At 46.6% G+C, this 22,875-nt stretch carries 25 protein-coding genes; 24 read left to right on the top strand and 1 reads right to left on the bottom strand.

The window, feature by feature from the left end:
- The first annotated feature begins 237 nt into the window (after nt 1-237).
- The 9 genes from MKY85_RS18975 to MKY85_RS18935 all read left to right on the top strand — a co-directional run bounded on the left by MKY85_RS18975 (nt 238) and on the right by MKY85_RS18935 (nt 6,767).
- A complete protein-coding gene (locus MKY85_RS18975; RefSeq protein WP_339256121.1) occupies nt 238-1,356 on the top strand; it encodes a hypothetical protein in 1,119 nt (372 codons plus the stop codon).
- A 44-nt stretch (nt 1,357-1,400) separates the two neighbouring features.
- A complete protein-coding gene (locus tag MKY85_RS18970; RefSeq protein WP_339235180.1) occupies nt 1,401-1,907 on the top strand; it encodes a gamma carbonic anhydrase family protein in 507 nt (168 codons plus the stop codon).
- 23 nt (nt 1,908-1,930) lie between these two features.
- Complete coding sequence (locus MKY85_RS18965; RefSeq protein WP_017687723.1) at nt 1,931-2,110, top strand: IDEAL domain-containing protein; 180 nt, start codon at nt 1,931-1,933, stop codon at nt 2,108-2,110.
- A gap of 152 nt (nt 2,111-2,262) precedes the next feature.
- Nucleotides 2,263-2,685, top strand: a complete 423-nt coding sequence (locus tag MKY85_RS18960; RefSeq protein ID WP_339235177.1) for a DUF2487 family protein — start codon at nt 2,263-2,265, stop codon at nt 2,683-2,685.
- A 192-nt stretch (nt 2,686-2,877) separates the two neighbouring features.
- Nucleotides 2,878-3,420, top strand: a complete 543-nt coding sequence (locus tag MKY85_RS18955; protein WP_017687725.1) for a ubiquinol-cytochrome c reductase iron-sulfur subunit — start codon at nt 2,878-2,880, stop codon at nt 3,418-3,420.
- A 15-nt stretch (nt 3,421-3,435) separates the two neighbouring features.
- Nucleotides 3,436-4,107, top strand: coding sequence for a cytochrome b6 (locus tag MKY85_RS18950; protein WP_017687726.1), 672 nt, complete (start codon nt 3,436-3,438; stop codon nt 4,105-4,107).
- Nucleotides 4,108-4,129: 22 nt separating this feature from the next.
- On the top strand, nt 4,130-5,014 hold the full coding sequence (locus MKY85_RS18945; RefSeq protein WP_339235171.1) for a c-type cytochrome: 885 nt from the start codon (nt 4,130-4,132) through the stop codon (nt 5,012-5,014).
- Nucleotides 5,015-5,120: 106 nt separating this feature from the next.
- On the top strand, nt 5,121-5,747 hold the full coding sequence (locus MKY85_RS18940; protein WP_342570543.1) for a DUF1405 domain-containing protein: 627 nt from the start codon (nt 5,121-5,123) through the stop codon (nt 5,745-5,747).
- A 150-nt stretch (nt 5,748-5,897) separates the two neighbouring features.
- Nucleotides 5,898-6,767 carry a sporulation protein YpjB gene (locus MKY85_RS18935; protein WP_342570542.1) on the top strand — a complete coding sequence of 290 codons (870 nt, stop codon included), beginning with the start codon at nt 5,898-5,900 and terminating at the stop codon, nt 6,765-6,767.
- Nucleotides 6,768-6,883: 116 nt separating this feature from the next.
- On the opposite strand, the gene MKY85_RS18930 is transcribed toward MKY85_RS18935, so the two are convergent.
- Nucleotides 6,884-7,753, bottom strand: coding sequence for a YitT family protein (locus tag MKY85_RS18930; protein WP_253438555.1), 870 nt, complete (start codon nt 7,751-7,753; stop codon nt 6,884-6,886).
- A gap of 173 nt (nt 7,754-7,926) precedes the next feature.
- Here MKY85_RS18930 and MKY85_RS18925 point away from each other — a divergent pair, with 173 nt between their 5' ends.
- From MKY85_RS18925 to MKY85_RS18855, 15 genes are all read left to right on the top strand, one after another.
- On the top strand, nt 7,927-8,256 hold the full coding sequence (locus MKY85_RS18925; protein WP_017687732.1) for a nucleotide pyrophosphohydrolase: 330 nt from the start codon (nt 7,927-7,929) through the stop codon (nt 8,254-8,256).
- A 50-nt stretch (nt 8,257-8,306) separates the two neighbouring features.
- Nucleotides 8,307-8,831 (top strand): tetratricopeptide repeat protein, encoded by a 525-nt coding sequence (locus tag MKY85_RS18920; RefSeq protein WP_342570541.1) that lies wholly within the window; start codon nt 8,307-8,309, stop codon nt 8,829-8,831.
- A 79-nt stretch (nt 8,832-8,910) separates the two neighbouring features.
- Nucleotides 8,911-9,714: a 4-hydroxy-tetrahydrodipicolinate reductase gene (gene dapB, locus MKY85_RS18915; RefSeq protein ID WP_339235159.1), complete on the top strand. Its 804-nt coding sequence runs from the start codon at nt 8,911-8,913 to the stop codon at nt 9,712-9,714.
- Between the two features lie 12 nt (nt 9,715-9,726).
- The gene (gene mgsA, locus MKY85_RS18910; RefSeq protein WP_017687735.1) at nt 9,727-10,167 is read left to right on the top strand and encodes a methylglyoxal synthase; all 441 of its coding nucleotides are present in this window, start codon (nt 9,727-9,729) and stop codon (nt 10,165-10,167) included.
- Entirely contained in the window at nt 10,164-10,862 is a 699-nt protein-coding gene (bshB1, locus tag MKY85_RS18905) for a bacillithiol biosynthesis deacetylase BshB1 (RefSeq protein ID WP_342570540.1), read from the top strand. Before mgsA ends, bshB1 begins: the two co-directional genes overlap by 4 nt.
- Nucleotides 10,863-10,962: 100 nt before the next feature.
- Nucleotides 10,963-12,123, top strand: a complete 1,161-nt coding sequence (bshA, locus tag MKY85_RS18900; protein WP_342570539.1) for an N-acetyl-alpha-D-glucosaminyl L-malate synthase BshA — start codon at nt 10,963-10,965, stop codon at nt 12,121-12,123.
- 62 nt (nt 12,124-12,185) lie between these two features.
- Complete coding sequence (locus MKY85_RS18895; protein WP_342570538.1) at nt 12,186-13,484, top strand: CCA tRNA nucleotidyltransferase; 1,299 nt, start codon at nt 12,186-12,188, stop codon at nt 13,482-13,484.
- Nucleotides 13,471-14,448: a biotin--[acetyl-CoA-carboxylase] ligase gene (locus MKY85_RS18890; RefSeq protein ID WP_342570537.1), complete on the top strand. Its 978-nt coding sequence runs from the start codon at nt 13,471-13,473 to the stop codon at nt 14,446-14,448. The genes MKY85_RS18895 and MKY85_RS18890 overlap by 14 nt, the downstream gene beginning before the upstream one ends.
- Before the next feature lie 344 nt (nt 14,449-14,792).
- Entirely contained in the window at nt 14,793-15,668 is an 876-nt protein-coding gene (panB, locus tag MKY85_RS18885) for a 3-methyl-2-oxobutanoate hydroxymethyltransferase (RefSeq protein WP_339235148.1), read from the top strand.
- On the top strand, nt 15,665-16,561 hold the full coding sequence (gene panC / locus MKY85_RS18880) for a pantoate--beta-alanine ligase (protein ID WP_342570536.1): 897 nt from the start codon (nt 15,665-15,667) through the stop codon (nt 16,559-16,561). The genes panB and panC overlap by 4 nt, the downstream gene beginning before the upstream one ends.
- Complete coding sequence (gene panD / locus MKY85_RS18875; protein ID WP_017687742.1) at nt 16,554-16,937, top strand: aspartate 1-decarboxylase; 384 nt, start codon at nt 16,554-16,556, stop codon at nt 16,935-16,937. Before panC ends, panD begins: the two co-directional genes overlap by 8 nt.
- Before the next feature lie 93 nt (nt 16,938-17,030).
- A complete protein-coding gene (locus MKY85_RS18870) occupies nt 17,031-17,678 on the top strand; it encodes a hypothetical protein (protein WP_339235142.1) in 648 nt (215 codons plus the stop codon).
- Nucleotides 17,679-17,821: 143 nt separating this feature from the next.
- Nucleotides 17,822-20,683, top strand: coding sequence for an ATP-dependent DNA helicase DinG (gene dinG, locus MKY85_RS18865; protein ID WP_342570535.1), 2,862 nt, complete (start codon nt 17,822-17,824; stop codon nt 20,681-20,683).
- 219 nt (nt 20,684-20,902) lie between these two features.
- Nucleotides 20,903-21,556: a redox-sensing transcriptional repressor Rex gene (locus tag MKY85_RS18860; protein ID WP_253438523.1), complete on the top strand. Its 654-nt coding sequence runs from the start codon at nt 20,903-20,905 to the stop codon at nt 21,554-21,556.
- Nucleotides 21,543-22,847 carry an amidohydrolase gene (locus MKY85_RS18855; protein ID WP_253438520.1) on the top strand — a complete coding sequence of 435 codons (1,305 nt, stop codon included), beginning with the start codon at nt 21,543-21,545 and terminating at the stop codon, nt 22,845-22,847. The genes MKY85_RS18860 and MKY85_RS18855 overlap by 14 nt, the downstream gene beginning before the upstream one ends.
- The last annotated feature ends 28 nt before the right edge of the window (nt 22,848-22,875 follow it).

Below are 22,875 nucleotides of genomic sequence, written 5' to 3'. Positions count from 1 at the left end.
TAGCCTTTATATGATTTCAAACCTCTCATTTTTCTTCTGATTGGCCGACTTGGGGCATAGTATGATTAACAATTAATTTCATAATTCACTAAAGATATTATGAAATTGATTCAAACATAAAAGATTTCCAAAAAGAGGTTTAGATTATGGGAATTCCGTCAACGATGTTTACAAAACCAAACTATTTCAGGCTCCGAATCAGCAGCCGAAGTAGTTAACGGGCGAGGCGATGGACCCATGAATCTAGCGGATATGCTTACTTTTGCCGATATTGGCCAGCTTAATCGAATTGCAGACTATTACCAATGTGAATGCAAACCCAACTCCAAACATGAACTCATCCAGAGTATTCTCACTACATTGGGCAGCAGACCCTTTTTTGAGCAGCAGGTACGACAACTGAATCAAGCAGATCAGCGCTTTTTGAACAACTTGTTGTTTGATCCTCGCCAGTATTATGGTATGGAAGAACTCATTGCCATAGCCCGTCAATCGATGGACAAAAAGGAGAGTGAGGCAGGCGCCAGTCCACGTGATCTCATCGTTCGCTTCAATAAGAGTGGATGGTTGTTCAATGGGACAACGCAGCAGACCAGGTATTTGTATCAGGTGCCACAGGATCTGAAATTAAGATTCAGGGATGTGTTATCCACACATCTGCGAGCAGGGATCACCAAAACAACGGAACCGCCCATGTATCGGGATGAGTATCATCTCTTAGCGGATGATCTCAAGTTGTTCTTACAGTTTGTCCAGCAGCACGAAATTGCCCTTAACGCTGAGGGCATGATGTACCGGCGCTCTCAACAGCAGATTATGGAGCATCTACACATTAGTGAGGAATTGGTGGGCAAAGGTGGCTGGAGATTCGGATATGGTCGTTCATTTAAGGATTACCCGGATCGTTTTGCACTTCTCTACGACTATGCATTTCACCACCGGCTGGTTCGTGAGGAGCAAGGCATGCTGAAGCTGTCACCAACCGGAGAAGACAAGCTGGGGGCTGAGAAAACGGCCGAAATGATACAGCTATTTAGGTTTTGGTTAAGATTGTATAAAGGTGCTATTCCCAATCTGTCCTCTATTGTGTATTGGACAGGCGAATGTGCCTTGGAATGGTCGACCGCCGAGTCGCTGTTTCGTCAGATCGGTCCATTCATTCAGCCGTTCTATTATGATACGGCGGAGGCCATCTATGATAACAGAATTGTTAAAATGATGTTGCATCTTGGCATGGTCCGAATTGGGGAACATGAGGAAGGTCGGACGATACAAATGACAGCTTGGGGTTCACGTCTTGCTGCATCCTGTCGCTCCATTTCAGGAGACGTTACACCTATTATGTTTGACAAGTGAAGGACAAGTTGCTAAAATCACTCCCAAATTAAGGAGTGATAATAATGATAATTCCATACAAGGGCCTACAACCTCAGTTACACTCTTCGGTATATATAGCTGAAGGTGCGAAACTAATTGGTGATTTGAGAATGGGAGAAGAGTCTTCCGTCTGGTTCAATGCGGTCCTGCGGGCTGATTTGGCTCCTATTGTCATTGGAAAGCGCTGTAATATTCAAGATAATGTTGTTGGGCATGTCAATACGGATCAACCTTTAATTGTGGGAGATGATGTTTCCGTAGGACACACAGCGATCATTCATGGTTGTCGTATTGGAACAGGATCATTAATCGGCATGGGAGCCATTCTGCTGAATGGAGCAGACATTGGGGAATATACGCTGATTGGAGCCGGTTCTGTTGTTACTGAGAATAGTAAAATTCCGCCCTATACTCTTGCTTTGGGGACACCTGCCAAAGTGATACGTGAGTTGACTGATGCTGATCTGGAGCGGATGTCCAGAACTTCACTGGGTTATGTCACCAAAGGAAAAGAATATAGGAGCTCTTAAATCCGTTTTGGAGGTGCATCCTATTGGATAAAATGAAAGTTACGTATGAAGTCATGTTGGGGCTAGCAGCTGAGATGGTGTGGGACGAAGCGCTTCGCAAACAGCGCAGCGAGAAGCTCTATTTGGAAATCGATAAAGCGTTAGCTACCGGAGACGAAGTAGCTTTCCGGAGTCTGACGGATGAACTGAGGACCATAAACTGATGGGCAAAATAGTTCCTTTCTGAGATAAAAGGGAATGCGCATATGCGTGTTTCCTTTTTTGATATGTGAAATTACGAAATGAATGTCTGGATTTATAAGAAATGGTCATATATAATATGGGAATAAAATGGATAGAGAGGGGATATAGGGAATTGAAATTCAGTGAGATGACTCAAGACAGCTGGGCTGAACTGCAACTCTATCTGGATACATGCCTTATTCCATATACAGCTCTTAGCGGTGAGCAGTCGCCGGTTGAAGTTACCGAGGCATTGGAGCGGCTGAGAGATTTTCTGGATCTGGTCGAAATTCCTTTCAAAGGGAGAATCATGACTTATCCAGCCTTTCACTATGCTAATCCGGAATTGTCAATGACATTAAATTCCTTGTCTTCACAGCTTAAGTCTTCAGGATTCAAATATGTGGTTATTATGTCATCAGATGGTCAATTAAATGAGGTGGAAATTCCTTCTGCTGATCTGGTTTTGAGTCGGTCCGTATTAACTCATGAGGTCGGAGAAGAGGGCATTGCGAGATTTGTAGGGGAAAAGATACGAGAGTTGTGGAAAAAATAGTTTTTGGCGACAAATGTGACAATTTTACAACATTTTTTTAATAACGCTTACAAATGAACCTTAAAAATGTGTGACAAATTCTTGACGGTGTTCTAGGGCTACTATATGATTATGTATGTTCTAGTAAGTCGTGGAATTTATGAAAATGAAAACGGTTGAGAGAGTTGGCTGAAAAAGGGGGTTGGAGACAGTATGAGCAGTGAGCATGACCACCACGAAGCTTCATTGAAATTGCCAAGCCGCATGGAGATGTCACGCAGGCAGTTTTTGACCTACACGCTTGGTGGAGCTACAGCCTACATGGCCGCCGGTGCAATCCTTCCTATGGTCCGTTTTGCGGTGGACCCGATTTTGCAACATAAGGGAGAAGGCACCTCTGTCAAAGTAGCTGAAATCAGCAAAATTACGAATGAGCCTCAAGAATTCACCTTTGAACTTAAACAACAGGATGGTTGGTATCTGAGTAATGCATCGTTAGTGGCGTGGATTCGCAAAGACGAGCAGGGAAAAATTTATGCACTTTCACCTATCTGTAAACATCTGGGATGTACAGTAGGCTGGAATAGTGACAAACAGTACCCTGACGAGTATCATTGCCCCTGCCATGGCGCGCACTATGACAAGGAAGGGAAGAATCTTGCCGTAGCCCCCAAACCGCTGGATGAGTACGTAGTCAAGGAAGAGCAGGGTTGGGTATATCTGGGCGACATTGTTCCGAACACCCGAGTGAATTAGGAGGCGTGAACGCAGATGTTTAAAAATGTCTATGACTGGATTGACGAGCGTCTCGATATCACGCCAATATGGCGGGACGTTGCGGATCATGAAGTTCCAGAGCATGTAAATCCGGCTCATCACTTTTCCGCATTCGTGTACTGCTTTGGTGGATTGACGTTCTTTATTACTGTTATTCAGATTCTGTCAGGCATGTTCCTGACCATGTATTACGTACCTGATATTATCAATGCCTACGCAAGTGTGGAGTATTTGCAGACCAAAGTAGCCTTCGGCCAAATTGTTCGCGGCATGCACCACTGGGGAGCCAGTCTGGTTATCGTAATGATGTTCTTACATACGATGCGTGTGTTCTTTACAGGCTCTTACAAGGCACCGCGTGAAATGAACTGGGTTGTCGGCATGCTGATCTTTTTCGTCATGTTGGGCCTGGGTCTGACAGGGTACTTGTTGCCATGGGATAACAAAGCCTATTTCGCAACAAAAGTAACACTGGAGATTGCCAATACGGTTCCTTGGTTGGGACCAATTATTAAAGAATTCCTGCAAGGCGGTACGATTGTTGGTGCACAGACACTAACCCGATTCTTTGCCCTGCACGTATTCTTCCTCCCCGCTGTGCTTCTGGTGCTTCTGGTCGGACACTTTATCATGATCCGCAGACAGGGCATTTCGGGACCACTATAAACGAAAGAAGGGAGGAATCGCAATGGCTCACGGACATAAGAAGCATGATGAGGAAAAGGTTATCTTTGTCGGTGATTCACGGGTTCGTAAAGGTGCGGGATTCATTACCCCGCCTGATTACACGGCGTATCCCGGCAAATCAGAAGCCTTTATTCCTAACTTCCTGCTGAAAGAATGGATGGTTGGTGTCGTTGTATTGGTGGGGATTTTGGTACTAACGATCTCAGAACCTGCACCTTTGGGGTATCCGGCCAATCCAAGCGCATCCGTTATACCCATGCCGGACTGGTACTTCCTTTTTCTGTATCAGTACTTGAAGTATCCATACGCATCGGGCGATTACGTGTTGCTCGGGGTACTGGGGGTCAGCGGGGTCGCTTTTGGAGCGTTGCTGCTGGCACCATTTCTGGACACAGGTAAGGAGCGGCGTTTCTATAAGCGCCCCATTGCTTCATCACTGATGATTCTGTCGGTCATTTCTGTATTCTATCTGACGAATGTAGCGTGGACACACTACGAGCATGAGTTGGAAGCAAGTGGACAGAAGCCTGAACATATTCAACGTGAAGAAGAAGCGCTGGAGAGGCGTGAACAGGGGCTCCCTCCAGTTTCCAATGCGCCTGGACAGCAAGAAGAAGTTGCGATCGTGGAACAGGATGATCCTGCAATGGAAACGTACAAGAAGGCTGGGTGTATTGGTTGCCATGCGGCTGATATGAAGGGGGCAAGTGGACCTTCACTTCGAGGTGTGGGTGACAAGCACAGCCAGGAAGAGATTCTGACCATTATCAAAGAAGGCTACAACGAGATGCCTCCTCAGTACAATAATGCTATTGCTCAAGGTGTAACGGATGAAGAGATTACTCATCTGACCGAATGGCTTGCGAAACAGAAAGCAGAACAGTAAAATTGAAATAACCAATGAAACCTGATCGTTTATGCGGTCAGGTTTTTTTGAAGTGTTTTTTGGACCTGTATGTGCGCAATATATGATGAAGGAAGGGGCAGGGAATGTGGCTTTATCGTATTTCTGGAGCAGGGAGTTTCTGACCAATCGTTATTTCCTGTGGCTATTATTTTGGTGTAATGCGGTAGGAACGGTATACGGATACATCTGGTACGGAGAGCAAATGAAATTGACGCTGGCTGAGCAACCGGTGTGGCAGATCGTATTTGTGCCTGATAGTCCAACAGCGAGTTTGTTTTTTACTTTAGCGTTGCTATGGATCTTGTACCCACCACGGTCCATCGTTATCCAACGGATCGGACATGTGATTCAGGCGCTTGCTGTGGTCACATCTGTGAAATATGGCGTGTGGGCCGTATCCATTATTTTCGCTGGCTGGATGCAAGGTGGCACACAGCACTGGCAAGACTGGATGTTGATTGCTTCGCATAGTGCAATGGCGATTGAAGCTCTTATATATGTACGCTTTTTCGGCTTCCGATGGGCTGCCCTTGTCATTGCAGGTCTCTGGACGCTGTTGAACGATACAATGGATTATACATATGATATTTACCCTTGGTTACCCGCCTCCCTCTATGATCATGTAGATGGTGTGCGTAATTTCACATTCGGACTGACACTGGTGAGCATTCTGTGCGCGTGGCTAGCCTTAAGACAGGCAAGACGTACCTGAGCTCATACTTTGGGGAGTGAATAACAGTCTCATGAAGAGTCGCTATTTTAGCGGCTTTTTCTATGTCACAAATCCAGTAGCTACGGAATCCTCTTCTGCTTGTTCTAACGAGTTGTCCCCCGCCATACATTGGTGGTGGGAGGGATGTCCATGAAGAGAACGTTTGGGATCAAAACCGGCTTATTGGTGGTATCGTTCATGGCTCTGCTGCTTTGGACGAACTTAGCATATCGTGTATCCGCGCAAAGTGATGGACTGAATTCGATTTCGGATCAGCAAGTGTCCACTAGCAATTCAATTGCACAACTTAATGAAGAAGCAGCCATTTTGTATCGTCAGGCACTAGAGAACAATATTGAAGAAGTGCGAGGAAGCATTCTGCGTATCAGTAAAAGTCTGGAGCATATCTCCTTTGAGGGACAAACGACAGTCGAAGGCATTCACGCCTTATCCGAAACCATAGTTGAAGTGAAACAAGCCGTTGTGAAGGTGAAAAATGACGATGCTTCTCTTCAGCAGTCCTCTGCCAAACTCAGACTTGCAGCAGATAGTCTCGCGAATCCAACCAAGCCTTTATGGCTTCAGTATTATAAAATCGTGAAAAACGATCTGGATGCTTTATCCGTTGCTACAGATCAAGGGCAAACTGCGGCTGTGCTGGCAAATCGTTACACCGTTTTGGAGGAGCATTATGAGACAATACGTCCAGCCGCTCTGATTCGACGTGAACCGTATGAAATTGCTCAGATGGACGCTTGGTTATCTCATACCAAAGGGCTTACCGCTGCAAAGCAGCCTGATCTGGCTCAGTTAAAGAGCATGGTGGGCCACGGGGAGGAGCTGGTGAACCAGTTATTTGGTCGCGAGAAGGACGAGAGTGCCTTTGTACCGTTTGTACAAGGCCCTGATCGGAGGGCAGCCGGGCTGCTGATAAGTTCGGTCATTGTGGCGACGCTAAGTTACGCCGGATATCGTAAATATCGTGCACAGCAGCAGGGGATTTTTCCTTTTCGGCGCTAATTGGATATAAACTTGATCGTGGTATATTTATTATAAAAAAAGACCTCTTTCGCATAAACAGCCACGGTAACGGCTCTTCATGTGAAAAGAGGTCTTTTTGTAGTTTCTACAGCATGTCAGCTTTCTTTGAAACCTTCTCCATGTACATCGTGAACATCGCTGATGATGACAAAAGCTCTGGGGTCTATGGAACGTACAATAGTCTGCAGACGCCGGAACTCTTGCCTGGAGATCACACAGTAGGCCATGTGTTTGGCCTGTTTAGAGTATGCGCCAATGGCTGGAATGAGGGTAACGCCACGATCCATATCCCGTGTGATCTGGTCCGCAATCTCGGGTGCATGGTCACTAATGATCATAAATGCCCGGGCAGAATATGCACCTTCCTGAATAAAGTCGATGACTTTGGAAGCAATGAATACAGCTACGAGCGTATACAGGATTTTTTCTTTGGGGATGTAGATGAGAGAGAGCCCGATAATAACAAAATCGATGCCCAGTAATACTCGTCCCATACTCCACCCATACTTGCGATTGAGAATACGAGCAATGATGTCTGAACCGCCCGTCGTTCCACCCCAACGAAATACGATGCCAAGACCGGCTCCAAGGGTGACACCTGCATATAGTGCAGCTAACAGCAAGTCATTCTCGGTATGTAATGGTTCAATCCAGCCCAGATGAATCAACTTTTCAAACAACCATAGAAAAACGGTCAAAGCCCCGATTCCGATACCTGTATAAATCATCTGTCTGCCGCCCAAAATTTTGAGCCCGATCAGAAATAGGGGAACATTAAGAATCAAGGTCGTTAGAGAAGGTGAGATGCCGAAAGCATAATTAATCAGCACGGTAACCCCGGTGAGGCCACCTTCCATAAGCTGGTTAGGGATAATAAAATAGAGGAGCCCAAAGGCATATAAGGCTGTACCCAACAGGATGGGGAGTACCAGTTTAACTTGAACCCAGGTTTTGGCAGTGCTCATAAGATCCCTCGCTGTATATAAATTAGAATGAAGAAGCAATCATTCCCATCCTAGTATACCTGTTTATTGATTCTTTAAAAATGATTTGTCGCTGATGATGGTGGAAGTGAATCTAAATAACTGATATTATTAGGAACAAATACGACATCATTTCAAAAGGAGAATCCGTTCTCATGGAGAAAAGCATCGCAGAAATGCAGCGTGAGGTTGATCAGTATATCTCCCAGTTCAAGGAGGGGTATTTCAGTCCTCTGGCCATGTTGGCCCGGATGTCTGAAGAGGTTGGGGAGCTTGCCAGGGAAGTGAATCATGAGTTTGGCGAGAAGCCAAAGAAATCTTCCGAAGCGGCCAATTCCATTGAACTTGAGCTTGGAGATATTTTATTTATCACGATTTGTTTTGCGAACTCACTCGGCATTGATCTAGCTGAGGCACACGACAAAGTCATGCATAAATTTAACACCCGCGATGCCAATCGGTGGACTCCCAAAAACACCGATTAGGCGTAGATTACATATGCTGTACCATCACCCGATCGGGGAGGGTCAGCTTAATGATGAAACCGGAAGAATATATGCAGCAGGCTTACCGCTGTATATTGCAAAATGATTTTGAGCAGGCGATTCGTTGGTTCGAGTCAGCCATTCACGCTCATCCCAAACATGCGGAGTTATATTATCGCTGTTCCATTACCCACGCCCGCAGCAAACATCTGGTTCCGGCGCTTGAATATGCGCGTAAGGCGGTTGAATTGTCGCCAGGAACAGAAGAGTATATTTTACATCTGCAGACGTTGGAAGCGAAACAATTGATCTCCAGAGCGAAGTTGCTGTTGGAGCAGGCGGGTATTGCAACACAGGAGCGCTATGTGGAAGCGTCAACGCTTCTGCAAGAAGCGGTCAAACTTGATCCGCTCTCCGTGGAAGCTCATGTTATGCTTGCGCTGGCTTACAGTGATTTGAATGAATTTGACTATGCCATTAAGGTGCTGCGTGAGGCAATTTTGCTGGACCCGCAGAATGGGCAGCTGCATCAGATGTTACAGGAAATCAAGCAACGTATGAAATCCATTCAATAAGAATTCATTTTGCAAAGATTCTTTTGAGTTGAAATGGATTCAACGATATGATCCAACATAGCGAGGAGATGCAGTCAATATGAGTGAAGTAATTAGAGTTGCCGTGATCGGAGCGGCTGGCCGAATGGGCCGTGAAGTTGTGAAATTGGTACTTCAGGACCCGGAATTGGAGCTTGCAGCGGCTGTCAACCGCTCCGGGGCAGGCACGGATGCAGGAACCCTTGTTGGTTTGCCGGAGTGTGGAGTGCTGGTGACTGATGATATCGAAATGGCGTTTGCCGAAACAAAACCTCAGGTTATGGTTGATTTTACAGTGCCGCAATATGCATTTGCACATACCGAGATCGCGATTCGTCATGGGGTTAGACCTGTCATGGGTGTTACCGGCTTTACGCCGGAGCAGATTGAACAGTTGGACAAGCAATGCCAGGACAAAGGAATTGGAGGGCTTATTGCCCCTAACTTCTCGATCGGTGCCATTTTGATGATGCGATTCGCAGCACAGGCTGCCAAACATATGCCGAATGTGGAGATTATCGAATATCACGGGGATCAGAAGCTGGATGCTCCTTCCGGAACAGCGATCAAAACGGCTGAACTGATTGCTGCCAATCGGGAAGAACTTCGCCAGGGTAACCCAAATGAGGAAGAAACGATCGAAGGATCACGTGGCGGTTATTACAACGGCTTCCGAATTCACAGTGTACGTTTGCCTGGTGTATTCGCACAGCAGGAAGTTGTTTTCGGAGACTATGGACAGTCACTCAAAATTCGGCATGACTCCTACGAGCGCGCAGGTTATATGCCTGGTGTTAAGATTGGTGTGCAAAAGGTTATGGAATATACAGGAATGATCTACGGATTTGACCACTTTATCGACTAAAAGGAGATTGTCATGTTGAAAATAGCATTTATCGCCCATGATCGTAAAAAAGAAGAGATGGTTAATTTCGTGACAGCATATGAGCCTGTTTTTACGGACCATCAATTGTATTCTACAGGAACCACAGGCCTTCGTATTATGGAAGGAACCTCTCTGAAGATTCATCGATTTGAATCAGGCCCATTGGGCGGAGATCAGCAGATTGGAGCTCTGGTTGCTCAAAATGAGATGGATCTGATTATATTCCTGCGAGATCCACTGATGGCACAACCTCACGAGCCAGATATCAATGCATTGTTACGTCTTTGTGATGTGCAGGGAATTCCACTTGCCACGAATATCGCAACCGCTGAGATTCTGGTTAAGGCACTGGATCGTGGCGATTTTGCCTGGAGAGAGCTGGTACATAAATACAAGCCGGAGGCTGGATTGAATTCAGGTGATTCCGAATGAGTCTGGATATTCTCATCTTTGGAGCTCATGCGGATGATGCGGAGATTGGTATGGGTGGAACGATTGCCAAACATACCGCTGCTGGCTTGAAAGTAGGCGTGTGTGATCTGACTCGTGCTGAGATGTCCTCCAACGGAACAGTAGAGCGCAGAACCGAGGAAGCGGAGCAAGCCTCCCGCGTCCTCGGTCTTTCGTGTCGAACGAATCTGGGGCTTCCTGATCGTGGGTTGTATCTTACTCCAGAACATGTACAGGCAGTAACGGCTGAGATCCGCCATCATGCCCCTCGGATGGTATTTGCTCCCTATTGGGAAGATCGTCATCCGGATCATGTCAATTGCAGTAAGCTTGTGCAGGAGGCTGTTTTTAATGCCAAGCTTCGGAACTACATGCCAGATATGCCTGCCGTGCAGGTGAAGGAACTTTATTTTTACTTTATTAATGACATTGGACCTACGGATTTGATTGTAGATATTACGGAACACTATGAGCAAAAAGAAACTTCATTGCTCTCTTATCGTTCCCAATTCGAACTGGGAGACGGAGCGGTCTCGACGCCATTGAATCAGGGGTACATTGAACGTGTAAGAGCCCGTGATTCGTTGCTCGGACAACGAAGTCTCATCCCGTTTGCAGAAGGATTTGCTACAATTACGCCTTACGTGGTTCATCAATTTGGCCCGAGTGCCCAATAAACGATTTCATTTTCTACGTATTAATGAGACGATTTGTTTCATTATTCCGTTGCATTATATCAACCTGCATGAAGCGGGAGATCAAAGGAGCGTCCACCGGATGGATCAAAAGTTAAAAATCGGCATCACCTGTTATCCGTCCCTCGGAGGGTCTGGCGTTGTCGCAACGGAGCTGGGCAAATTGCTTGCCGAACAGGGGCATCAGGTTCATTTTATTGCCAACAGTATCCCGTTCAGACTGGGTACGTTCCAGAAAAATATTTTTTATCACGAAGTTGAAGTAAATGATTATTATGTTTTCCGTTACCCTCCGTATGATCTGTCACTGGCAACGAAGATGGCCCAGGTGGCTAAGTCACAGCAGCTGGATCTGCTGCATGTTCATTATGCAGTGCCACACGCCGTATGCGCCTTTCTCGCGAAACAGATGGTAGGGGACGGCTTGAAAGTAGTTACCACGTTACATGGAACGGATATTACGGTTCTGGCTCAGGATGAATCTCTGAAGGATCTGATTCGACTTGCCATCAATGAAAGTGATGCGGTTACTGCTGTATCACAAGATTTGATTCGGGAAACGGTCGAATTGCTGGATATTCAACGTCCAATTGATTTAACCTATAATTTTATTGACAAACGAATATATTATCCACGGGATGCTGCCAGTCTGCGAAGAGACTTTGCTGCGCCTGAAGAAAAAATATTAATGCACATTTCCAACTTCCGACCGGTGAAGAGAACTCAGGATGTGGTAGAGGTCTTCCGTCAGGTACAGGAGCAGGTTCCGGCAAAACTGTTATTTGTAGGAGAAGGGCCCGATTTGCCGAAGATGCAATGGAAGATTAATGATCTCGGCTTAAATGATAAGGTTCATTTCCTTGGTAAGCAGGATGATATTGCCCAAGTGATCTCCATGGCTGACGTGTTGATGCTTCCATCGGAGAAGGAAAGTTTCGGACTTGTGGCGCTCGAAGCAATGGCTTGCGGCGTACCCACGATCGGTTCACAGGCTGGAGGAATTCCGGAACTGGTCTTACATGGCAAGACGGGATTCTTATCCGCCATTGGGGATACACAATCCATGGCCGAGAACACCGTCCGTTTGTTAACGGACGATCGTTTGGCTGCGGAGTTCAGGGAAGCGTGTCTTCAGCGCGCACATCATGACTTTTGCAATGATGCCATTCGGCATGAATACGAGCAGATTTATTACCGGGTGTTGGGAAGGGAAGTTCCGAACTTGAAGCCGGTTTGCGGTTAATCAATTTTTTGACGTAATTATACTGTGCATACCACAACAGGCAAGAGAAGAGGTGATATGTGGTGGTTCAATGGACACAGGTTGATCGTGAAATGGCAATTCAAAGTGAGAATGTACTCACAACTTTAAACAAACATGGCTACAAGGCATATTGGGTAGGTGGTTGTGTTCGTGATGAATTGTTGGAACGTGTTGTAGACGATATGGATATCACGACATCTGCTTCTCCCCAGCAAGTCATGGAATTGTTCGACGATTGCATTCCTACAGGTTTGCAACATGGGACAATTACCGTGCGTTCAGGCGCTTATTACTTTGAAGTGACCACGTTTCGAACAGAATCCGACTATCAGGATAATCGCAGACCTGCTGCAGTTCAATTTGTTCAGGATATCAAGGAAGATTTACAGCGGCGTGACTTCACAATGAACGCTCTTGCGATGGACGTCACTGGAGCAATCGTTGACCCGTTTGATGGACAGGCAGATATTAAGGAAGAGCGAGTCAGATGTGTAGGTTCTGCGATGGAACGGTTTGGTGAAGATGCACTGCGGATGCTCCGTTGTGTGCGATTTGCTTCGGTATTTGATTTTAAAATTGCCCACAACACGTGGAAGGGTCTTGTAAGGCAGAAAGACCTGCTTCAACATATTGCAATGGAACGGGTACGGACCGAGATGGTAAAAATGATGTCTGGGCCGCATCCATTAAGAGGGTTGGAACTGTTATACAGAAGTAATGCGCTTGCACATGTCAAAGCGCCGGTAAGCTCGGCCCGATTCAACAAGACGTTGTTATCTAATCTGGAACAGCTGTCAGGTGAGCATGTGTTGCTCCGTTGGTCACTCATTCTGCTTGCTGGCGGTTATAGCAAGGACGAAGCAGACGTATTATTACGTCAGTGGACATTCTCTAATGAACATCGTTCTCGTATATCAGGGGTCCTTCAGGTGGAGCAGTTGATTTATACTTCCGTTCAGGAGCAGAAGGATACGGTTAGTCTCCGTTCCGATTGGATTGTTACTGTACTGGCTTGTGGTGTTCAGGCTACTAATGATTGGCTTCGCATACAGTCTCTACTGCCAGCAGGGTGGCGGAATCAGACCGAACAGGCAGAAATGCAGGTTGTTTTGGTTCAAGAAATGGCAGTCGAATGGAGTCAATCAATCCCTGTGCATGATTTAAAAGAATTGCACATCACAGGTGAACAAGTATTACAAATGCTGCAGCGCAAAGGCGGGCCTTGGCTGGGTCAACTGATGAAACATTTGTTAAGAGAAACGGCGATTGGAACGATATCGAATCAGCATGAAGCACTAAGTGCAGAAGTGAAGCGGGTGGTTGAAGATGACCAAGCATGAAGATCTGTTACATATGTTATTAGATGCAGAAGGACGGTTTGTATCGGGTGAAGAGATTAGCCGTCATCTGTCCATCAGTCGGACTGCTGTGTGGAAACATGTGAACAAGTTGCGGGACATGGGGTATGAGTTTGAAGCTGTATCCCGCAAAGGATATCGTCTGGTCACGAAGCCGGACAGCATTGACGCAACTGCCCTCCAATTGGCGCTGGATACGGCCGTATTCGGCCGTAAGGCTGTTCTGTTAACCTCGACCTTGTCTACACAAGGGGATGTTCTGAAGCTGGCTGAACAGGGGCAAGCTGAAGGTGCTGTGGTCATTGCGGAAGAACAAACAGGAGGACGAGGACGTTTTGGTCGCCAGTGGTTCTCTCCCCCGGGAAAAGGAATATGGATGAGTATCCTGTTGCGCCCTGATCTACCACTTCAGCATACGCCGCAGCTTACTTTATTAACAGGAGTGGCTGTATGTCGTGCCGTTCGAGCTTGTACAGGCACTGATGCAGGCATCAAATGGCCCAATGATCTGATGATTGATGGACGCAAGGTATGTGGCATATTGCTTGAATCCACGGTGGAAGATCATGAAGTCAGATACTGTATTGCAGGTATAGGCGTTGATGTGAATTTTGATCCCGAGGATTATCCGGAAGATCTGACAGCTATAGCTACTTCACTCAAGATGGAGACGGGGCAACCTGTTGATCGTACCAAGCTCACGGCTGCCATTTTAACCGAGCTGGAACAGTTATATTTTTTGTATCAAAAAGAAGGATTCGGTGTGATCTCAGCTCTATGGGAGGCCTTGTCCGTATCGATAAATCGAGAGATTACAGTGACGAATCCTCAGGGTGTTATTGAAGGGACAGCAATCGGTCTGGCCCCTTCAGGAGCACTCCTTGTGGAAAAACACGATGGAGAACAAGTACACGTCATCTCTGGTGAGATTTCCTGGAAATCGTAAACAATATGTCGAATTTTACTGGGAAAATGAACATAAGACGTGAAGTTTGAGCAGAACTTTGGTATACTGTCTTCGTGAGGCGATATCGGCTAATGCAGACCGAATTGCACTCCCGTAACAGTAACCTTTGTTCTGCTTTGATGTGTTTGATGTAAGCAGATCGCAGTGCAAGAATGAAATACGTTTAAGTGAGTTGTTGGATTCTGCTCTGAGCCGAAGAGGACCGAGACAGAAGGGACGATCGCAAGTGACTCTTTTTTGACTTTTCGGGACTTTTTAGTGGAAAACTAAAAGGTTTTTTTGTTGCGTTTTATTTGAAAAGAAGAAAGGAGCCATGAGAGAAAATGGCAAACAAACAAGCGATGAATATTGTGAAAATGAAAAAATATAAGCAGGATGGCGTGCCGCTTACGATGATCACGGCTTACGATTATCCTACAGCGCTCCTCGCAGAGGAAGCAGGAATTGATCTGATTCTAGTTGGTGATTCACTCGGCAATGTAGTGCTGGGTTATAACTCAACACTTCCGGTGACCATCGACGATATGGTGTACCATACACGTTCCGTCGTACGCGGGGCTGAGAAGACGTTTATCGTGGCTGATATGCCTTTTATGACTTATCATGGTAGCGTGGATGAGACGCTTAAGGGTGTACGTCGACTGATGCAAGAGGGGCATGCCCATGCGGTTAAGATGGAAGGCGGGGTGGAGATTGCGGACACCGTCAGAGCCGTTGTGCAAGCAGGTGTGCCTGTTCTTGGACATATCGGGCTGACACCTCAATCGGTCAATCAAATTGGTGGATATCGCATTCAGGGCAAGGATGCAGCGGATGCGAAACGTTTGATGGACGAAGCCAAAGCCTTGGAAGCTGCTGGTGCATTTGGCATCGTGCTTGAACTGGTTACGGAAGAAGTTGCACGGGCGATCTCGGAGGAACTGTCGATCCCTACCATTGGGATTGGTGCAGGACGGGGCTGTGACGGACAGGTACTGGTATTCCACGATGTGGTTCAATACGCCTCCCCGTATACGCCAAAACGTTTTGTCAAAACCTATGGAGATGTGGGTACATTAATCAGAACCAGCATCGAAGCTTACGTGAAAGAAGTTAAAGATCGTTCGTTCCCGGCCGAAGAGCATGTATTTAATGCTGCGGATGGTGTTCTGGATCAATTGTATGGACAACGCAAGGAAAAGGTGGGAAGTAACTCATGAAAGTATTACGGACAATCGCAGAGTTAAGACAGGAGCTAAGCTTGAAGCGTCAAGCGATTCGATCCAATGCGTCCGTTGTAGGTCTGGTACCGACAATGGGGTATCTACATCAAGGTCATGCAAGCTTGATGCAAGCAGCCAGACAACAGAGCGATATCGTGGTATTAAGTATATTCGTTAATCCAATTCAATTTGGTCCTAATGAAGATTTTGACAGCTATCCGCGGGATGAAGCCAGAGATGTGGAAACAGCACGCTCACAAGGAGTGGATATCGTATTTATTCCCTCAGTTGAAGAGATGTATCCACAGGCAACGCAGACAATGGTATCTGTGTCAAAATTGACTGAGCGCTTATGTGGCGCTTCCAGACCAGGACATTTTAACGGAGTAACGACGGTAGTTTCGAAGCTTTTCAACATCGTACAGCCACAGCGTGCTTTTTTTGGTATGAAAGACGCTCAGCAGGTTGCGGTTATTCAACAGATGGTGAATGATTTGAATATGCCTGTAGAAATTGTTCCCTGTCCGATTGTTCGCGAAGAGGATGGTCTTGCTCTTAGTTCACGTAATGTCTATCTTAGCTCGGAGCAGCGTACACAGGCATTAATTCTGTCGAAAGCACTGCGCACAGCCCAGGAAGCTGTAGATACAGGGATAGCTAGGAACGCCGCAGATATCCGTCGTATTCTGCGCGAGCAGATTGCAACCTCATCGCTTGCAGTGATCGACTATGCTGAGATTCAGGCTTTTCCAAGTCTGGAGCCGCTCGCAGATCAGGAAGAAGTTCAAGGACGTGACGATCTGCTCATTGCACTTGCGGTGAAATTCGGAAAAACAAGATTGATTGACAATATAAGGTTGCAAAAATCGGAGGTGCTGTCCCATGTTTAGAACACTCATGAAATCCAAAATTCACCGGGCTACGGTAACGGAAGCCAACTTGAACTATGTGGGTAGCATTACCATAGATGAAGACTTGATGGAAACATCCGACTTGATGGAAAACGAGAAAGTGCAGATTGTGAACAACAACAATGGTGCACGTCTGGAAACTTATGTGATTCCAGGACCGCGCGGAAGCGGGGTCATCTGTCTAAACGGCGCAGCTGCTCGTCTGGTGCAGCCTGGAGACAATGTCATTATCATTTCTTATGCCATGATGTCGCAAGAAGAGGCAAATACTCACAAACCAACCGTTGTGTTTGTAGATGGACAGAATAAACCTGTACAAACCATGAAGCAGGAAGTTCACGCAACAATTATGTAATCGACTGGTAAGGAGAATGAAATCGGCCCTTGAAGCAAAAAATGATTACAGGTCACTGCACTAATCCATTTTTTCAAGGGTGGGGATGCAACGATGTTCCAGCATGTTTTCGCAGAAATGAACGACATGTTAGATGAAATTATCAAGAGCTATCCTTCCGCTGAAGGTCTGAACAAACAAGAATTGCTGCAAAAGTGGAACTTGCTTAAGCGGATGAGTGACGGAATGTTGGATGAATGGCTGATGTTTGAAGAAAAGATGAGCCAGGTGAGGGAACGGGAGATGGATAAGCCTGCGTCCCTTGAACCGGAACAGGAAGCTGTCACCGCTCTGCCTGAACTCCATCTGGAATGTTTCAGTCGAGGACAAGGGTATTTCAAATTACAGATGTATCCGCAGGCGATTTTGCAGTTCTCCCGGGTTGTGACCGACCATCCGGAGAGTGCATTAACTCGTTTTTACTTGGCACTCGCATATCTGAATCTGGAACAAATCGCTGAAGCCGGGACACATTTGCAGCAGATCATGTATCTTAAGGGCTCACCTCGCTTGAAAGGGCTTGTATGTAACGCTCTGGGCTGTATTCAAGCCAAGCTTGCGAACCCGGAGGCTGCATGTTCCCTCTTTGCACAGGCCCTTCAGTATGACCCGACATTGACCGAACCGCTGTACAACATGGAAGCTTGCAGGTTGAACAGGGGAAAATTGCAATATGCTAATCAGCTGACGACCCTTCATTAAGCGGGAATTCGGCGACAAAAAAAACGGTGTTCCCTCCTTTGGCATAGCGGCGGGGACACCGCTTTTTTGTCAGTTAATTTTCAAATCCCCTTTTTTTTGCTATGCTGTAACATAGACTGGAATGGAAGGGACCGTATATTGCAATGAAATTTGCCGTATTGGATTTCGAAACAACCGGCACGCAGTCCGACGGTGAGATTATACAAGCCGGACTTGCCATCATAGATCATGACTTCAGCATAACTCAAATATATAGTTCTTATGTGAACCCTGGTGTCCCGATTCCCCCGTTTATCTCGGGGCTAACGGGTATTACCGATGAAGATGTGGCGGACGCTCCATCACTCGAAGAGATGATGATGGAGATGGTTCCGCTGCTTAACGATGTGGTGCTTGTTGGACACAACGTCGCTTTTGATTTTCACTTTTTGCAGAATGCTCTTGACCGTTGCGGTTATCTGCCGTTCACTGGCCGTATTCTGGATACCATTGATTTTCTGAAGATTACGTTCCCATCACTGGGTTCTTATCAACTCGGTTATGTGTCTTCTGAATTTGGATTTCAACATGATCGCCCTCACCAGGCCGACAGTGACGCACTGGCGACAGCCTATGTGCTGCTCAAGTGTCTGGATGAGTTAAAGGAATTACCGCTCATAACGATTCAACGGCTCAGTGACCTGTTCGCACCAGAGGACAGTGACTTGGGTTGGTTCTTGGACGGGATGCGCAGTGAGAAGGAAGCAGAGCCGATTCAGGATCTGGACGGACATACCTATTATCGGCAGCTTGCTCTTAATGTAAGTGATTGGACCGATATTGGTGCACCACGTGATGAGCGGGAAGGTAACCCCCTCGATGGTGTAAGCTTCGAACAGTTTATGGACCAGGTTCGGGAGAACCTGAAGGATACGCTGGATCATTACGAAGAGCGTGAAGCGCAGACCCAGATGTTCAGCAGTGTAAGGCAAGCCTTGGATGAAGAGAAACATCTCTTGATCGAAGCTGGAACAGGTACCGGTAAATCTCTGGGTTATCTGCTGCCAGCGATATACGAAAGTGTGAAACAAGAACAGAAAGTCATGGTCAGCACGCATACGATCAATTTGCAGGAGCAATTGAGAGAGCGAGATATTCCGATGCTGACCCAAGTGGTTCCGTTTCCGTTTAAGGCTGCTGTCTTCAAAGGACGTGGACATTACCTGTGCCTGCGCAAATTTGAACACAAAATCAATAAACGTGAATTCGCCACGCCCAAAGAGGATTATTTCACAGCCGCTCAGATGATCGTGTGGCTCACACAGACTGAAACTGGAGATGATGAGGAGCTTAACCTTAGCGGACGCGGAGGCGACTTCTGGGAGACGGTACAGAGCGAATCCGAGTCCTGTCTGGGAAGATCCTGCCCATGGTTCCGCAAATGTTTCTATCATCGCGCCAAACATGAGGCCGGGTTGTCTGATATCGTAATAACCAATCACTCCAAATTGTTTACGGATGTCAAAGCAGCACATCAGTTGTTGCCAGCCTATGAGAGTCTTGTGATCGATGAGGCCCATCATCTGGAAGATGTAGCGGGTAAACATCTTGGAATGCATATGAAATATTTCACGTTGGTTCATACCCTGACCCGTCTGTTTAAAGACAGTCGTAATGGACAACTGCCTATGCTTCGTTCGCAGTTATCCGGGCATGAAAATTCGGTGCAATGGGGCTCCATGGTAGATCAGATGTTCCCGCTAGCTGTCGAGGTTAAGGAACTGTGGGATCGTATGAGCGATGCCCTGTTCGGTCTTTTGCCTGAACGAAGTGATGCTTCACCGGGAGAGACAGGGCAATTTTCCCTGCGCCTGAAGGCATCTCAGAAACCTGCGAAATGGCAGGAGTTGCAGGATCTGGAGAACCAGATCTATGTGACTCTGGGCGATTTGGTTCGCAAAGGGGACAAATTGCTGCTTGAGGTGAAAGAGGATCAGGATGATTATCAATCGGATAGTCTGATTACGGACATTACAGGACTGCTGAAAGATCTGACCACATTGAAGGAGAATCTGCGATTCTTCATGCGTATGGATGATGCCAAAACGGTGTACTGGATGGAAGCCAGCGGTCAGTTCCGCAGTAAATCTCTTCAACTGTACGCCGTACCTGTCGATGTCAGTGCACAACTGAAGGATTTGTTCTTTGATAAAAAGAAAAGTGTTGTGCTTACATCGGCTACGCTCTCTGTAGATAAGTCATTCCAGTTCATGATTGAGCAGCTTGGCTTACAGGAAGCCTCTGAAAATAATCGGCTGTTAACGTCGATGCTGCCATCACCTTTTAATTATCGCGATCAGGCACTTCTAGTGATTCCGCGTGATTTCCCGAGTGTGAAAGGCAGTGTGGGTGATGCGCACTTTGTCAATATGCTGGTGCAATCACTCGCAGAGACCGCAATTGCCACCCGTGGACGCATGATGGTTCTGTTTACTTCATACAAGATGCTGCGCCAGGTCTATGATCCGCTGAAGGAGGCACTGTCAGGTAACGACATCTCGTTGTTGGGCCAAGGTGTGGACAGTGGAAGCCGCTCCAAGCTGACTCGCAGGTTCCAAGATGCCAAAGCTACGGTACTTCTGGGTACAAGCAGCTTCTGGGAGGGTGTAGATATCCCGGGAGAAGCCCTGACCTGTCTCGCTATTGTGCGCCTGCCTTTCCAGCCGCCGAATCATCCGTTGGTGGAAGCCAAGAGTGAATTGCTCCAGGAGCAAAAGAAAAATCCATTCATGAAACTGTCTGTGCCGCAAGCGGTCATTCGTTTCAAGCAAGGATTTGGCCGATTGGTGCGAACAGCGAAGGACAGAGGTATTGTCATTGTTTATGATACACGTGTGATCGAAGCGTACTATGGCAAATTCTTTTTATATTCATTACCTGGTCCCAAAATGGAGCATATGCTCACGGAGCAGATGGTTCCCCGAATTACCGAGTGGCTAGAAAAACCTGTTAATGAACAAGGATAATGGTTAACTTTGTTCGTTATATCATTGCATGACACTATCGTTTGGCGTTAAACTTTATTAGATATTTCCGTATCCGATTAAAGCAGTTGCACGTAAGAACTTATAACCTAAATTACAAAGAGCATTCTGTATAAAATGTCACGTCTATCTTTGAGTTTATACAGAATGCTCATCTTTTCATCTACTATTTTATCGTGGCATTGGTAAGGGGGAGCAAGAATGAAATCGGATAAAATTTCGGAAGCGGTGGTACGACGTCTGCCTGTATACTTGCGCTATTTGAACGAGTTGCATCAGCGTGAGGTGGCTACTGTTTCTTCTCAAGAGCTTGGACAGAGGCTGGATCTGAATCCGGCCCAAATTCGAAAAGACCTGGCTTACTTCGGTGATTTTGGTCGTAAAGGGATCGGGTATGATGTATCCTATTTGATCGAGAAAATTCGTCACATTCTCAAAATTGATCAGCAAATTAATGTAGCTCTGGTAGGTGCGGGTAACCTCGGACAGGCCTTGTCCAACTACAACGCATATCTGAAAGACAACATGAAGATTGTTGCTGTATTCGATGCATATGGACCGAAGATTGGTAGTCAAATCAACAGTTTGACGGTAAAACCAATGAATGAATTGACGGAAGCGGTTAAGACGGATAACATCCGCATCGGGATTATTACAGTTCCGGATACGGAAGCTCAAAATGTAGCCGATCAACTTATTGAATCGGGAATCGAAGCGATTCTTAATTTTGCACCAACCATTCTAAAAACACCGCCACATATCCGCATTCACCATGCTGACTTTACAACGGATCTGCTTAGTTTGGCCTATTACTTGGAGACTGGAAAGGACGACGAGGAAGATGACAACAAATAGATGGGTAATTCACAACGGCAAATTTGCCGTTAATGAAGGCACGACATGGAACGTGGTTCATGGATACATGGTTGTCGAGAATGACAAGATTGTGCATATTGGTGAGACATTGCCGGATGGAGACGAAAATTGTACCAAAGTGGATGGAAAAGGATTGTTCTTCCTGCCGGGTCTGATCAATACGCATGGTCATGCAGCGATGTCGTTGCTCAGAGGACACGGGGACGATCTTGCGTTACAAGTATGGTTGCAGGAAAAAATGTGGCCGATGGAAGCAAAAATGACTTCACAAGACGTATATTGGGGAACTTCGCTATCCGTGCTTGAAATGTTGAAAGGCGGAACTACAGCTTTCCTGGATATGTATGATCACATGGATCAGGTTGCCAAAGTTGTGGAACAATCCGGCGTTAGAGCAGCACTGGCACGTGGTGTAATCGGGTTGTGCTCGGAAGAAGAGCAATTGCGGAAGCTGGAGGAGTCGGCAGCGTTTGCGCGTGAGTGGAATGGACAGGCAGATGGCCGCATCACAACCGTAATCTCGCCACACGCACCATATACATGCCCTCCTGACTACATAGAGAAGCTTGTACAGGTCGCAAATGATCTTAACCTTCCTCTGCATACACATATGTCGGAAACGCTTCGTGAAGTGGAGCAGAACGTTACAGACTATGGACTGCGTCCTGTGGCACATCTGGAGAAACTGGGCTTTTTCTCCCGTCCATCCCTGGTAGCACATGCGGTGCATCTAAATGATGAAGAGATTGAAATTTTGGCCCGCCATGATGTGGCTGTATCGCATAACCCGGGAAGTAACCTGAAACTCGCTTCCGGTGTTGCGCGGGTACCTGCGTTACTGAAAGCGGGAGTTACCGTATCACTCGGAACCGACGGACCGGCAAGCAACAACAACCTGGATATGTTTGAAGAAATGAGACTGGCTGCATTGATCCACAAAGGTGTGTCTGGTGATCCGACTGCCGTGCCAGCGGGCGAAGCGTTACTACTCGGAACTTCGTATGGTGCTAAATCCATCTTCCTGAACAATACCGGAGCGCTTCAGGTAGGCATGAAGGCTGATTTCATCGCCTTGGACATTGAACAGGCACACTTCTACCCACATACAGACCTGATCTCGCATACGATCTATTCAGCCTCTGCCAAAGATGTGGAGCACGTATGGGTAGATGGGAAACAAGTGGTTAAACATGGCGAATGTCTGACGCTGGATGAAGAGCGCATTTTGCGTGAGTCTCAATTGGCATTTGATGGTTTGCTTGCTCGTTAATTGCATTGCGGAGCATCATAAGGAAAGG

Source organism: Paenibacillus sp. FSL R5-0749 (genome assembly GCF_038595085.1).
Lineage (GTDB): Bacteria > Bacillota > Bacilli > Paenibacillales > Paenibacillaceae > Paenibacillus.
Note: the sequence above shows the minus strand (reverse complement) of the source record. Positions and strands in the feature narration are given on the sequence as shown.